Origin of the sequence: Paraburkholderia panacisoli (assembly GCF_008369935.1) — a bacterium.
In the GTDB taxonomy this organism is placed as follows: domain Bacteria; phylum Pseudomonadota; class Gammaproteobacteria; order Burkholderiales; family Burkholderiaceae; genus Paraburkholderia; species Paraburkholderia panacisoli.
Map to the genome: position 1 here is coordinate 219,024 of NZ_VTUZ01000004.1, position 13,181 is coordinate 232,204.

At 65.4% G+C, this 13,181-nt stretch carries 13 protein-coding genes and 1 pseudogene; 11 read left to right on the top strand and 3 right to left on the bottom strand.

Features of this window, described 5'->3' with window-relative positions; translation table 11 throughout:
• The first annotated feature begins 138 nt into the window (after nucleotides 1-138).
• Nucleotides 139-288 carry a hypothetical protein gene (locus FVF58_RS51265; RefSeq protein WP_188130744.1) on the top strand — a complete coding sequence of 50 codons (150 nt, stop codon included), beginning with the start codon at nucleotides 139-141 and terminating at the stop codon, nucleotides 286-288.
• A gap of 279 nt (nucleotides 289-567) precedes the next feature.
• Here FVF58_RS51265 and FVF58_RS07865 read toward each other — a convergent pair whose 3' ends face one another.
• Nucleotides 568-750 (bottom strand): hypothetical protein, encoded by a 183-nt coding sequence (locus tag FVF58_RS07865; protein ID WP_149669333.1) that lies wholly within the window; start codon nucleotides 748-750, stop codon nucleotides 568-570.
• Between the two features lie 267 nt (nucleotides 751-1,017).
• Here FVF58_RS07865 and cbiE point away from each other — a divergent pair, with 267 nt between their 5' ends.
• The 4 genes from cbiE to cobM are packed head-to-tail and all read left to right on the top strand — an operon-like array spanning nucleotide 1,018 to nucleotide 4,844.
• Nucleotides 1,018-2,247: a precorrin-6y C5,15-methyltransferase (decarboxylating) subunit CbiE gene (cbiE, locus tag FVF58_RS07870; RefSeq protein ID WP_149669494.1), complete on the top strand. Its 1,230-nt coding sequence runs from the start codon at nucleotides 1,018-1,020 to the stop codon at nucleotides 2,245-2,247.
• Nucleotides 2,247-3,335 carry a cobalt-precorrin-5B (C(1))-methyltransferase gene (locus FVF58_RS07875; RefSeq protein ID WP_149669334.1) on the top strand — a complete coding sequence of 363 codons (1,089 nt, stop codon included), beginning with the start codon at nucleotides 2,247-2,249 and terminating at the stop codon, nucleotides 3,333-3,335. The genes cbiE and FVF58_RS07875 overlap by 1 nt, the downstream gene beginning before the upstream one ends.
• Nucleotides 3,332-4,099, top strand: a complete 768-nt coding sequence (locus FVF58_RS07880) for a cobalt-precorrin-6A reductase (protein ID WP_149669335.1) — start codon at nucleotides 3,332-3,334, stop codon at nucleotides 4,097-4,099. Before FVF58_RS07875 ends, FVF58_RS07880 begins: the two co-directional genes overlap by 4 nt.
• A gap of 16 nt (nucleotides 4,100-4,115) precedes the next feature.
• Nucleotides 4,116-4,844, top strand: a complete 729-nt coding sequence (gene cobM / locus FVF58_RS07885; protein ID WP_149669336.1) for a precorrin-4 C(11)-methyltransferase — start codon at nucleotides 4,116-4,118, stop codon at nucleotides 4,842-4,844.
• Between the two features lie 23 nt (nucleotides 4,845-4,867).
• Here cobM and metE read toward each other — a convergent pair whose 3' ends face one another.
• Nucleotides 4,868-7,159, bottom strand: a complete 2,292-nt coding sequence (metE, locus tag FVF58_RS07890) for a 5-methyltetrahydropteroyltriglutamate--homocysteine S-methyltransferase (RefSeq protein ID WP_149669337.1) — start codon at nucleotides 7,157-7,159, stop codon at nucleotides 4,868-4,870.
• Between the two features lie 135 nt (nucleotides 7,160-7,294).
• Here metE and FVF58_RS07895 point away from each other — a divergent pair, with 135 nt between their 5' ends.
• Nucleotides 7,295-8,224, top strand: coding sequence for a LysR family transcriptional regulator (locus tag FVF58_RS07895; RefSeq protein ID WP_149669338.1), 930 nt, complete (start codon nucleotides 7,295-7,297; stop codon nucleotides 8,222-8,224).
• A 44-nt stretch (nucleotides 8,225-8,268) separates the two neighbouring features.
• On the opposite strand, the gene FVF58_RS07900 is transcribed toward FVF58_RS07895, so the two are convergent.
• The gene (locus FVF58_RS07900) at nucleotides 8,269-9,762 is read right to left on the bottom strand and encodes an MDR family MFS transporter (protein WP_149669339.1); all 1,494 of its coding nucleotides are present in this window, start codon (nucleotides 9,760-9,762) and stop codon (nucleotides 8,269-8,271) included.
• Nucleotides 9,763-9,976: 214 nt separating this feature from the next.
• Between FVF58_RS07900 and FVF58_RS07905 the strand changes: the two genes are divergently transcribed.
• The 5 genes and pseudogenes from FVF58_RS07905 to FVF58_RS07925 all read left to right on the top strand — a co-directional run bounded on the left by FVF58_RS07905 (nucleotide 9,977) and on the right by FVF58_RS07925 (nucleotide 13,167).
• Nucleotides 9,977-10,243 carry a DUF1488 family protein gene (locus FVF58_RS07905; protein WP_149669340.1) on the top strand — a complete coding sequence of 89 codons (267 nt, stop codon included), beginning with the start codon at nucleotides 9,977-9,979 and terminating at the stop codon, nucleotides 10,241-10,243.
• A 128-nt stretch (nucleotides 10,244-10,371) separates the two neighbouring features.
• A pseudogene (locus FVF58_RS07910) lies at nucleotides 10,372-10,701 on the top strand (porin); the annotation flags it as partial.
• A gap of 214 nt (nucleotides 10,702-10,915) precedes the next feature.
• Nucleotides 10,916-11,224, top strand: a complete 309-nt coding sequence (locus tag FVF58_RS07915) for a DUF4148 domain-containing protein (protein ID WP_149669341.1) — start codon at nucleotides 10,916-10,918, stop codon at nucleotides 11,222-11,224.
• A 485-nt stretch (nucleotides 11,225-11,709) separates the two neighbouring features.
• On the top strand, nucleotides 11,710-12,345 hold the full coding sequence (locus FVF58_RS07920) for a carbonic anhydrase (RefSeq protein ID WP_149669342.1): 636 nt from the start codon (nucleotides 11,710-11,712) through the stop codon (nucleotides 12,343-12,345).
• 138 nt (nucleotides 12,346-12,483) lie between these two features.
• Complete coding sequence (locus FVF58_RS07925; RefSeq protein ID WP_149669343.1) at nucleotides 12,484-13,167, top strand: type 1 glutamine amidotransferase domain-containing protein; 684 nt, start codon at nucleotides 12,484-12,486, stop codon at nucleotides 13,165-13,167.
• The last annotated feature ends 14 nt before the right edge of the window (nucleotides 13,168-13,181 follow it).

Here is a 13,181-nt window from a genome sequence, read left to right on the forward strand (position 1 = left end):
CGCTCGATCGCACACTGCGATGCGCAGTCTGACCTATGGATTGGGGGACACGGTTGTTTCTGACCAGTCCGATTCCAGACAGAACACCCCGCGCATATCCTCTCGTGGAACATTTTTGAGGTCCCTACGGAGATTGCCATGAGCCCCTTTTCCCTGATTGAAGTCACGCATCTGCACAGCCGCGCAGGCATTATGCGCAACAGCCATTTCCGCCTGAATCCGTTGCGTCTGTTTTCCTCACTGCGAAAGCTGTTCGCTTCACGGCGCCCGGTCTGCGATTGCCGCTAATAGGGCGGGCCACGATATGAGTCCCTTTTACGCGGTCGCCTTGCTCGCGATATTGATGATCTGGTTCGGCGTCGTCGTGTGGCGCGGCCGGAGCGGGTATCAGTTCGACCGCGGCGGTTTCTCAACTTTCCCGGCTTCGCCTGCCGCGACGCTTCCGGGCCCGTCCGGCAGCGTCAAACCGAATGCGCCTCGATGCAGGGCGGCGCACCTTCGGGCAACGGCAGTTCGCCCCGGTCCATCGCTTCCCATAGCCACATGCCATAGAACGGCGACGCGAAGTTAAGACAGAACTCGTCGCGCCGCCGCATCAGTGTTTTCCATGCTGCGCGCCGAGGTCGCCGGTCTTGGCGAGCGCCTTACGATCGTCGAGCAGCGTTCCAGCAGGTAGTCGCCGAATGTCGGCATGTCCGCGACGCGTCGGAACTCTTCACGCTTCATCTTGCGTTTGGCCTGGTCGAGCAACGTGTCGCCCCTGTGACCCGGCAGCGCCGACTCGCGCCGTGCCTTTTGCGCAGGTTTCGTTCGCTACTCCAAAGCACTCCCCGTTACCCTGCGCAACACCCGGAATGACAGTTGCGAGGGCACCCGCAGTTGCACCGTGTTGCCTCTTCGGCCCCGAAGGGCACTGGCGGCTGTATCATGCCTTTTTTCAAACCGCGCAACGAGGCTGGACGCTTTGACCAGCGTGGCCTGGCGCACTAGTTGAACACACAGAATGAGGATGGTTGCATGCCGGCGTGGCTGACCGTGGTGGGCATTGGCGATGACGGCTTCGCCGGTTTGGGACGGCCCGCGCGGCGTGCTTTGCTGACGGCGTCGGTGGTGTACGGCGGCGAGCGTCATCTGGCGATGCTGCCCGCGCGGCTCGCGGCCCGCCGCGCCACGTGGCCGCGTCCGTTCGATCTCGCGCCTCTGCTGGCCGAGCGCGGTGGCGCCGTATGCGTGCTGGCAAGCGGCGATCCGATGCTGTTCGGCGTCGGCGCGACGTTGGCGCGGCAGTTGCCGGCCGGTGAATTGCGGGTGCTGCCCGCGCCGTCGTCGTTGTCGCTGGCGGCCGCGCGGCTTGGCTGGCCGTTGCAGGAGGTCGCGACGGTGTCGCTGGTGGGCCGGCCGTTGGCATCGCTGAACGCGCGTTTGCATGAAGGCGCGCGCGTGTTCGTGCTGAGCGCTGACGGGCGCACGCCCGCGGCGCTCGCCGAACAGTTGAGCGCGCGCGGCTTCGGCGCGACCCGCATGAGCGTGCTCGAACACCTGGGCGGCGAACTGGAGCGCCGCCTCGACGGCCGCGCGGATCAATGGTCCGCGAGCGATGTCGCCGCGTTGAATCTGATCGCGCTCGAATGCCGCGCGAGCGCCAACGCGCCGCGTCTGCCGCTCACCTGCGGCTTGCCCGACGATGCGTTTCGCCACGACGGCCAGTTGACCAAACGCGACGTGCGCGCGATCACGCTCGCGCGCCTCGCGCCGACGCCCGGCGAATTGTTGTGGGACGTGGGCGCGGGCTGCGGCTCGATTGGCATCGAATGGATGCGCGCGCATCCGGCTTGCCGCGCGATCGCGATCGAGGCTCATGAGGAGCGGCAGCGCTTCATCGAACACAATCGCGACGCGTTGGGCGTGCCGGGACTGCAACTCGTTGCCGGCCGCGCGCCCGACGCGCTGCAGGGACTGTCTGCGCCGGATGCGGTGTTCATCGGCGGTGGCGTGACGGCGCCGGGCGTGCTCGACGCGTGCTGGGCGCGTCTGCGTGACGGCGGCCGGCTGGTGGCGAACGCGGTCACGTTGCAGGGCGAGGCCGCGCTCGCCGCGTGGCGCGAGCGGCACGGCGGCACGCTGACGCGGATCGCGCTTGCGCACGCGCAACCGCTCGGCGGTTTCGATACCTGGCGCCAGGCGTTGCCGATCACGATGCTGGAAGCGACGAAGGGGGCGGGCGGCGGTGCCCCCGGCCAGGCGTAATGCGCGAAGAATCACCCGAACAACCCGCGCCGCTGCGTAGCGGCTACACGACCGGCAGTTGCGCGACCGCGACCTCGCTCGCGGCGGCGCGTCTGCTGCTGGCAGGGGTGGTCAGCGAGGTCGCGGAGATCGTGCTGCCGAAGGGCCGGCTGGTGCCGATGCCGCTCGTGTTCTGCCGCCTCATCGACGACGGCGCCGAAGCGGGCACCATCAAGGATGCCGGCGACGACCCCGACGTGACGCACGGCGCGCTCGTATTCGCCCGCGTGCGTCTGCTACCCGAGCCGGGCGTGACGTTTCGCGCCGGACCAGGCGTCGGCACGGTGACGCGTGCGGGCTTGACGCTGCCGGTCGGCGAGCCGGCAATCAACCCTGTGCCGCGCAAAATGATCACCGAGCATCTGACCGACCTCGCGGCGGAGCACGCATATCGCGGCGGCTTCGAGGTGACGATCGGCGTCGAGGGCGGCGAGCAGCTCGCGCTGAAAACGATGAACCCGCGCCTGGGCATTCTCGGCGGTCTGTCGATCCTCGGCACCACCGGCATCGTGCGGCCGTTCTCGTGCTCGGCGTATATCGCGTCGATCCATCAAGGCATCGACGTCGCGCGCGCGAACGGTTACACGCATCTGGCCGCATGCACCGGCAACGCGAGCGAAGACGCAATGCGCGCGCGTTATGCTCTGCCGGATATCGCGCTGATCGAGATGGGCGACTTCGTCGGCGCGGTGCTCAAGCATATGAAGCGCGCGCCCGTCGAACGGTTGAGCCTATGCGGCGGCTTCGGCAAACTGAGCAAGCTGGCAGCGGGCCATCTCGATCTGCATAGCCGTAATTCGAGCATCGATCTGGAACGGCTCGCGCAATGGGCCGCCGAATACGGCGCCGACGCCGCATTGCAGGCCGCGATTCGCGCGGCCAACACGAGTCAGCAGGCCGTTGCGCTGGCGCTCGCGCAGCAGGTGCCGCTCGGCGATATCGTCTGCCGGCACGCGCTGGCGGTGGCGCGCGGGATCGTGCCGCCGCAGGTCAACGTGGAAACGTTCGCGATCGACCGTCAGGGCAATCTGATCGGAGCGGCGCAATGACGCGGGTTCTGTTGCTCGGCGGCACCGGCGACGCATTGAACATCGCGCGCCAGCTCGGTCCCGCGCACGTGTACAGTCTCGCGGGCCTCGGCAAGGTGCCGGTTGATCTGCCGTGCGCGGTGCGCGTGGGCGGCTTCGGCGGCGCCGAGGGCATGGCGCGCTACATCGAAAGCGAAGGGATCGGCCTCGTGATCGACGCGACGCATCCGTACGCCGCGCGGATCAGCGCGAACGCGTTTGAGGCGTGCCGCGCGGCGCGCGTGCCGTGCTGGGCGCTGCGCCGTCCCGGCTGGCAGCCGCAAGCCGGCGACGACTGGCGCACGGTCGGCGACTGGAATGAACTGACGGCGGCGCTCGCGCCGTTCCGGCGGCCGCTTTTCACGCTCGGCCGCGAACCGCTCGCGCATCTCGACGACATTCCGCCGCGGCAATTCTGGACGGTGCGCTGTCTCGATCCGCGGCCGGATCACGCGCGGGCCCGCGTCCTCGCGGCGCGCGGCCCGTTCACGCTCGAAGGCGAACGCGCGTTGTTCGCGCTGCAAGCGTTCGACGTGGTGGTCAGCAAAAACAGCGGCGGCGGCGCGACCGAAGCGAAGCTCGAAGTCGCGCGTGAACGCGGCTTGCCGGTCATCTTGTTGCGCCGTCCGTCGTTGCCGGCGGTCGAGCGCGAATTCGAACGCGTAGCCGATCTGCTGGACGCGTTGCGGGCTCATCAGATCGAACTTCGAGCGGAGCCGCACGCGCCCGATATCGCGGCCAAATGAATCATTGGAGTACTGAATGACGGTGTTTTTTATCGGCGCGGGTCCAGGCGACCCGGAATTGATCACGGTGAAAGGGCAGCGCCTCGTGCGCAGTTGCCCGGTGATTCTGTACGCGGGGTCGCTCGTGCCGGCCGCGGTGCTCGAAGGTCACAGCGCGGAGCAGGTCGTCAATACCGCCGAACTCGACCTCGATCAGATCGTCGCGTTGCTTAAGGCCGCACATGACAAAGGCCAGCACGTGGCGCGCGTGCATTCCGGCGACCCATCGCTGTACGGCGCGATCGGCGAACAGATCCGCCGCTTGCGTGAGTTGCGCATGCCCTACGAGATCGTGCCTGGCGTGACCGCCACGGCCGCGTGCGCGGCGGCGCTCGGTTGCGAACTGACGCTGCCCGGCGTGTCGCAGACGCTGATCCTCACGCGCTACGCGAGCAAAACGACGATGCCCGAAGGCGAACAGCTCGCCGACCTCGCACGGCATCGCGCGACGATGGCGATCCACCTCGGCGTGCGGCATCTCGCACGCATCGTCGATGAATTGCGGCCGCATTACGGTGGCGCGTGTCCGATCGCGGTGATTTATCGCGCGAGCTGGCCGGATGAGGAGAAGATCACCGGCACGCTCGACGATATCGTGGGCAAAGTGCAATCGAGCGCGATCGAGCGCACCGCGCTGATTCTGGTCGGCGAGGTGCTGGCCGCCGAAGGTTTCGCAGAGTCTACGCTGTACGCGAAGGGCGGTTGATGGACGTCGCGGCGGCAATCGAACTAGCTAGCCAATTCAGGCTGCCGCGCTGCCAGTTTCACGCGCAAAGCCTGCGCCGCCCGAACCATGTTCGTCAACGCCGCTTCCGTCTCGGGCCAGCCGCGCGTCTTCAGCCCGCAATCCGGATTGACCCACAGGCGCTCGGCCGGAATCACTTCGCACGCGCGTTCCAGCAGCCGCTGCATCGCTTCGGCGCTCGGCACGCGCGGCGAGTGAATGTCGTAGACGCCGGGGCCGATCTCGTTCGGATACGCGAAAGCGCCGAAGCCGTCGAGCAGTTCCATCGCTGAACGCGAGGTCTCGATGGTGATCACGTCGGCGTCCATCGCCGCGATCGACGGCAGAATGTCGTTGAATTCCGAATAGCACATGTGCGTGTGAATCTGCGTGCGATCACCGACGCCCGCCGCCGAAATCCGGAACACGCGCGTCGCCCATTCCAGGTACGCGGCCCAATCGTCCTTGCGCAACGGCAGGCCTTCACGGAACGCCGGTTCGTCGATCTGGATGATGCGGATACCCGCCTTTTCCAGATCGACCACCTCGTCGCGGATCGCGAGCGCGAGTTGTAGCGCGGTGGTCGCGCGCGGCTGGTCGTCGCGCACAAACGACCATTGCAGCATCGTCACCGGGCCGGTCAACATGCCTTTCATCACACGCGGCGTGAGCGATTGCGCGTAGCGGGTCGTGTCGACCGTGATCGGTTCGGGACGGTACACATCGCCGTAAATGATCGGCGGCTTCACGCAGCGCGAGCCGTAGCTTTGCACCCAGCCGTTTTCCGTGAACGCGTAGCCCCACAACTGCTCGCCGAAATATTCGACCATGTCGTTGCGCTCGGCTTCGCCATGCACGAGCACGTCGAGGCCCAACGCTTCCTGCTTGCGCACGGCGAAGCCGATCTCGGTGCGCATCCGTTGCAGGTAGTCGAGCGCGCGTAATTCGCCGCGTTTGTAGGCGGCCCGTGCCTGGCGGATCGACGCTGTTTGCGGAAACGAGCCGATCGTGGTGGTGGGCAGCAAAGGCAGCTCGAGCGCTTCGCGCTGCACGCGGTTGCGTTCGCTGAATGGGCTTTGACGGTCGGCCATCGCGTCGGTCACGGCGGCCATGCGCTTTTGCACCCATGCATTCACGACCGCGCCCGATTCACGGCGCGCCGCGAGCGCACGCCCGGCGGCAGCGAGCTTCGGTTCTGCCGCGGCGGGATCGCGCAACGCGAGCGCGAGTGTGCCGACTTCGTCGAGTTTTTCGGTGGCGAACGCGAGCCAGGATTTCAGATCGGTGTCGAGTTTCTTTTCCTGGGCGAGCGAGACCGGCACATGCAGCAACGAGCACGATGGCGCGATCCACAAACGGTCGCCCAATTCCGCATGCAAGCCCCGCAACGACTCGACGAGCTCGCCGAGATTCGCGCGCCAGATATTGCGGCCGTCGATCACGCCCGCCGATAGCACCATGTGCTCGGGCAACGCCGCGCGCCACGCGTCGAGCTGTTGCGGCGCGCGCACGAGGTCCAGATGCACGCCGGCGACCGGCAGCCGGGCGACGCGCGGCGCGTGTTCGGCGGCGGTGTCGAAATACGTGGCGAGCAGCAGCTTCACGTCCGACGTGCCGAGCACGTCATAGGCCGCGGAAAACGCTTCGAGCCACGGCGCGGGCAAGTCGACGCACAACGCGGGCTCGTCGAGCTGCACCCATTCGATACCACGCTGCTTGAGCTTTTCCAGAATGCGACAGTAGCGGATCACCAGCTTCGGCAGCAACGACAAACGGTCGAAACCGGCGACATGACTCTTCGACAGCCACAGGTAGGTGATCGGCCCGATCAGCACTGGCTTGACCGGCACATTCAGCGTGAGCGCTTCGTCGATCTCGTCGAGCAGCCACTCGACACCGCCGTCGAACGAGGTCTGCGGTCCTAGTTCTGGGACCAGATAGTGGTAGTTCGTATCGAACCACTTGGTCATTTCCATCGCCGGTTGCGCGGCGTTGCCGCGCGCGAGTTCATAGTGCTGCGCAAGCGAGAGCGCCGCCGGATCGAAGCAGAACCGCTGCGGCAACGCGCCGAGCAGCGCACTCAGCGTGAGCATCTGATCGTAGTACGCGAAGTCGCCGGCGGTGATGAAATCGAGCCCGGCGTCCTGCTGCAATCGCCAATGGCGCGCGCGTAAGTCTCGCGCGACGCCACGCAGATGGTTCTCGTCGGTTTCGCCGCGCCAGAACGACTCCTGCGCGAATTTCAGTTCTCGCTGCGCGCCGATGCGCGGAAAGCCGGGGATGTGTGTGCGGGTCATGCGAAATCCTGTTGTGCGTTGTTTGAATTGGCGCCCAGTGTGCGAGTCGCGCTATGATTCATCAAGCGACATGTTTTCACCAATGTATGAGCCGTATTCATATCCAAAAAGATTTTTCCCGCACGGAGCGATCGGATGCTTGAGCTTCGTCACCTGCGTTCGCTGATCGCGATCGCCGATTCCGGCAAGCTGGTCGCCGCAGCCGAACGCGTTCATTTGAGCCAGTCCGCGCTGTCGCATCAGATCCGCGATATCGAGGCGCACTACGAGGTGTCGCTATTCGAGCGCACCCGCCAGGGCCTGCGTTTCACCGCGGCGGGGGAGCGTCTGCTGGCGCTCGGGCGTGAGATGATCGCCGCGCTGAGCGCGGCGGAGCGCGATCTGGTGCGACTGAAAGGCGACACGCGCGGAGAATTGCGCATCGTGCTCGAATGCCATACCTGTTTCGACTGGCTGATGCCGGTGATGGACGAGTTCCGCCGACGCTGGCCCGAGGTCGAGGTCGACCTCGTCGCGGGTTTTCATGCGGACCCGCTGCGCTTGTTGAGCGACGCCAAGGCTGACGTGGTGATCGGTTCGAAGCCGGCGAAGCGGCGCGGCCTGCACATCGCGCCGCTATTCCGTTTCGAGATTCTGGTGGTGCTGGCCAACGAGCACAGGCTGCGCAACAAGCGCCGCGTGATTGCGGACGATCTGCGCGACGAGACGCTGATCACCTATCCGGTGCCCGAGGCGCGCATCGATCTGATCCGCGAAGTGCTGGAGCCTGCCGGCATCAAGCTCGAGCGGCGCACGGCCGAGCTGACCATTGCAATCATGCAGCTGGTGGCAAGCCGCAGGGGCATCGCGGCGCTGCCGAACTGGGGCGTGAAGAACTACGTCGACCACGACTACGTGCAGGCCAAGCGCGTCGGGCCGCAGGGCCTGTGGAGCGAGTTGTACGCGGTGGCCGCGAAAGGCTTCGCGAGCCGGCCTTACTTTGCTGATTTCGTCACGATCGTGCGCGATACCTGCGCGGCGCAACTGGACGGCATCGAGTTGCTGACGGCGGACGAAGCGGGCTGAGGCGCGCCGCAGCGGGCGCGCGACCACCACGCTCCCCGCACACCTCAGTGTTCGATCGTCGACAACGCCTCGACCGGCGTCTTCTTCCCAGTCCCGATGCTGATTGGCGGCACGAACCTCAGCAGCGCAACCACGAAGATCGCGATCACGAAGATCGACACGAAAGTCAGATGCAGCGACTGATGCAACACCAGCCGGATCATGTCGCTGTCGCCGAGACTCGCGGCCTGATTCTGGAGCAGCGCTTTCAACTCGTCCGACGTGACCACCGCCGCGCCCTTCGAATGACTGAGCCCGAAGTTGAGCACCGCGCCGAACAGCGTCGCGCCGAGCGTGCTGCCGAGATTGCGCGAGAAGAGATTCGACGCGGTAGCGCTGCCGCGTTCGTCCATGTTGACGATCTCCTGGATCAGCACCAGCGAACTCACGCTCGACGTGCCCATGCCGAAGCCCATGATCAGCGAGGCGAACGCGGCGAGCAGCGGCGACCCGCCGGGCGCCAGGAACAGCAGCAGCGCCGCGCCGAGCGGCACGAACGCGCTGCCGCCGAGCAGGATGCGCCGCAAGCCGAGGCGGTGGAACGACTTCGCCGCGAGCGTCGCGCCGGTCGGCCAGCCGACCATCATCATCGTCAGCGCCAGACCGGCCACCACCGGCGAACGATGCAGCACGCCCTGCACGTACATTGGCAGGAACGTGGTGGAGCCCATCAGGATCATGCCGGACAGCAACGTCGAGCCGTTGCACGCGGCAATCGGCCGGCGGCTCCATAGCGCGAACGAGATCATCGGTTCGGCCGCGCGGCGCTCCTGCAGCACGAAGAACAGCACGCACAGCAGGAACGCGCCGGCCGCGAGCGATGCTCGCGCGGTCTCGTCGTCGCCGGCATAGGTCAGCGCCATCATCAACGCGGCGATCGCCGCCATGAAGAGCGCCGCGCCGCCGAAATCGATCGACGGACGCGCGTGCCGCTCCGACTCGCGCAGGAACGCGATGAAGCCCGCGGCCGAGGCGAGGCCGATCGGCACGTTCATCCAGAAGATCCATGCCCACGACAGGTTGTGAATGATGAAGCCGCCGACCATCGGCCCGATCACCGCCGAGATCGCCCACACGCTGGCGAGATAGCCCTGCACCTTGCCGCGTTCGCGCGCCGGATAGAGATCGGCGACGATGGTCAGCGTGACTGGCTGGATCGCGCCCGCGCCGACACCCTGGATCAGGCGGAACACGATCATGGCCGGCATCGACCACGCGAAGCCGGCGAGCACCGAACCGAGCAGGAAGATCGCGATGCCGGCGAGGATCACCGGCTTGCGTCCGTACAGGTCGGCGAGCTTGCCGAACACCACCGTCATGGCGGTTTGCGTGAGCAGGAACGACGAAAAGACCCAGCTATACAGATGCAGATCGCCGAGTTGCGTGACGATCTGCGGCATGGCGGTGGAGACGATGGTGGCTTCGATGGCGACCATCGCCATGGACGCCATGACGGCGGCAATGACGGGCGCGCGCGATGATTGAGGGCTGCGGGACATGGAGGCGTTAGTATCAGGGTGTTGGGCGCGTTTGACGGCATATGAGGAGGCAGGGCCGCGACGCATCAGCGCGGCCGCACGTGGCGGCCGATGTGGAGTATGCACCTAACGGAGAATGCGCGCTCGGCGCCGTCCGCCTCGGCCGCAAGGCTCGCGGCGGCGTGGCACAGGGCTTGCGCTTTCACAGGTCTCTTTGGACACATGGAGGATCATTATGAGGATCGAATTCACCGGACGCCGTGAAGTGGTGGCTGCGGCACGCGTCGCCTTCGAGGCCAATGTGGATGGGGCGGACGTCTGGTGCAGCGTGTCGCTTGACGCGCTGAACGACCATTTCGGCAACGGCGGTCCATCGGCCCACGATCTGGTGGGCACCTTCGAGGCCAACCGCGCGCGCATTGAAAATGCTACCCGGAAGGTGCTCGAAAGAAACGGCGGACGGTCCGTGGAACTCGAGACCGGGGATTTCAACAAGGTTTAAACCGAGGCCCTGACCGGTCTCGGACATTCAGGCGGTGCGGGCCCGGCGTGTGCGCGCCGGGCCCGCAGTGTTGGATGTCCTGATGTTGCGTCAATGTTGCGTCGATGTTGCCTTTTCGCTTTCATCCGTCGTTCGGCGCGACGCATGGCTCGATGCGCTTCGACAACTACGAAGTCAACGGCAAGTACGCGGTGACGCCCGCGTTGAGTCTCGGCGCGGCATACACGTACACGAACGCGCACGTGAGCGGCACGTCGAGTTTCGGCTCCGATCCGAAATGGAATCAGGTGAATCTGCAGGCGGTCTATGCGCTGTCGCTGCGCACGGACGTCTACGCCGAGGCGATGTATCAGCATGTCAGCGGCAAGGGCTACACGGCGTTTATCAACACGGCGGGCGGTGCGTCGTCGACGGGCAATCAGGTGGTCGGCACCGTGGGTCTGCGCACGCGCTTCTGAGCATCGATCATCGAGGGGCCGTGTGCTGCCGATGTCGCTGCCGACATGGACGTTGCGCCGCGCGCGGTCCGGCGATTTCTCCAGATCCCTCAACAATCCCTTCGACGCGCGGCCATTTTTCTCCGACGAAGCGGCGCCTATATTGAGCCCAGCGGTCGCGCAGAGAAACACTCGACGCACCGCTGACCCTCAATTACTGGAGCTTGTTTTCATCATGAAGTCCTTGATCAAGGCTGTTGTTGTCGTTGCTTCGCTGGCTGCTTCGGCCACGGTTTTCGCTCAATCGAATTCCCCCATCACGCGCGAGCAGGTGCGCGCGGAACTGGTTCAGCTCGCACAGGCCGGCTACCACGTCGGCGACGGCGACCAGGCCCATTACCCCGAAGCGATTCAGGCCGTGCAAGCCCGCATTGCCGCGCAGAACAACGGCGCCAGCGCTTATGGCGGCAGCGTCGCGGGGTCGTCGCAAAGCGGCCGGCCGGCAGTGTCCGCAGCCGACTGGAACGCGATGTACAGCCGTTGATGCAAGAGCTTGCGCGCCACGAGGCGCGATGAGATGCGGGTAGGCGTGAAGCGCTTCGACGTGTCTGGTTGTGTTGCGCTTATGCGTGTTTGGCGTATTCGCGGGCGGGTTCATATGCATGCTCGCGTGTGATTCCGCGCATTAGCGCAACGCATTTAGATTCGAACCGCGCTGGAAAGGACTCTTCCAGCTTGACGCATAGATCCGCCGCGTCGACGCCGGTACAGTAGTCATGCCCGCACGGTCTCCGGTGTGCGAGCGAGAGAGTTGGCCCCGGCTGGCAACAGCCGGGGCTTTTTTTGTTGAAGCGAAGTTTCTCCCGATGGACTTGCCTGAATTCGTCGAGCGAGTCGATAAGGACACGGCACGCCAGCCGATTTGGCGCGCCGCATGGCTACGGTATAGTCACTCCCACCGACAGCGCGCATGCCCGCGTCACTCGCGCATGCGCAGCGAACGTAGTCCTCGATTGTCTGGAGAACATCGTGCAGGAAATCATCGAAGGTTTCATCCGCTTTCAAACTGAAGTTTTTCCGCAGCAGATTTCGTTGTTCAAGCGTTTGTCGACGGCGCAAAGTCCGAGCACGCTTTTCGTGACCTGCTCGGATAGCCGCGTGGTCCCCGAACTGCTCACGCAGGTGGAGCCGGGTGCGCTGTTCGTGATCCGCAACGCCGGCAACATCGTGCCTTCTTACGGCCCGGAGCCGGGCGGGGTGTCGGCCACCGTCGAGTACGCGGTGTCGGTGCTGGGCGTGCGCGATATCGTGATATGCGGCCACTCCAACTGCGGCGCGATGACGGCGATCTCGAGTTGCATGAATCTCGAGCATCTGCCGGCGGTGGCAAGCTGGCTGCGTCACGCGGATGCGGCCAAGGCGATCAACGCGTCACGCAGCTACCACTCGGACGCCGATCGCCTCGACGCGCTGGTCAAGGACAACGTGATCGCGCAACTGAGCAATATTCGCACGCATCCTTCGGTGGCCGTGGGACTCGTCAATAAAACGCTGCAACTGCATGGCTGGATCTTCAATATCGAAAGCGGCGTGATGCTGGCACTCGACGGGCGCACCGGAAAGTTTTTGCCGCTCGCGGAGAACCCGGAAATTTATGCCGTTTAACGCGACGGTGCGCGACAGCGGGCACGAATAGACCTCTTTGGCGTCGCGGGGAGCCGCCTATACTGCGAGAGCATCAGAGGGCGAGCACGCCGTTTCGCGGTGTGTCACAACGATATCGACTCTGCTCGCGAGGTGGCTATGAATATTCTGGTGGTCCTGACGTCGCACGATCAGCTCGGTGACACCGGCAAGAAGACCGGCTTCTGGCTCGAGGAGTTTGCCGCGCCTTACTACGTATTCAAGGACGCCGGCGTCGCGCTGACGCTCGCTTCGCCCAAAGGCGGCCAGCCGCCGCTGGACCCGAAGAGCGACGACGCCGACGCGCAGACCGACGCGACCCGGCGCTTCGGGAAAGACCCGCAGGCGCAAGCCGCGCTCGCGCACACGGCGCGCCTCGCGACGCTCGCGGCGGCGGACTACGACGCGCTGTTCTACCCCGGCGGCCACGGGCCGCTGTGGGACCTGGCCGACGATACGCATTCGATCGGCCTCATCGAAACCTTCCACGCGTCCGGCAAACCGGTCGGCGCGGTGTGTCACGCGCCTGCCGTGCTGCGCCATGCGAAGACGCCGGATGGGGTGCCGCTCGTGCGCGACAAGCCGGTCACGGGCTTTTCGAATTCGGAAGAGGCGGCCGTCGGTCTCACCGATGTCGTGCCGTTTCTCGTCGAAGACATGTTGAAGAAAAACGGCGGCCGCTATTCGAAGGGGCCGGACTGGCAGTCGCATGTCGTTGTCGCGGGGACGCTGATTACCGGGCAGAATCCGGCATCGTCGGAAGCGGCGGCGCGGGCGCTACTGACGAAGCTCGGCGTGAAGTGAGGTGACGCAATGCC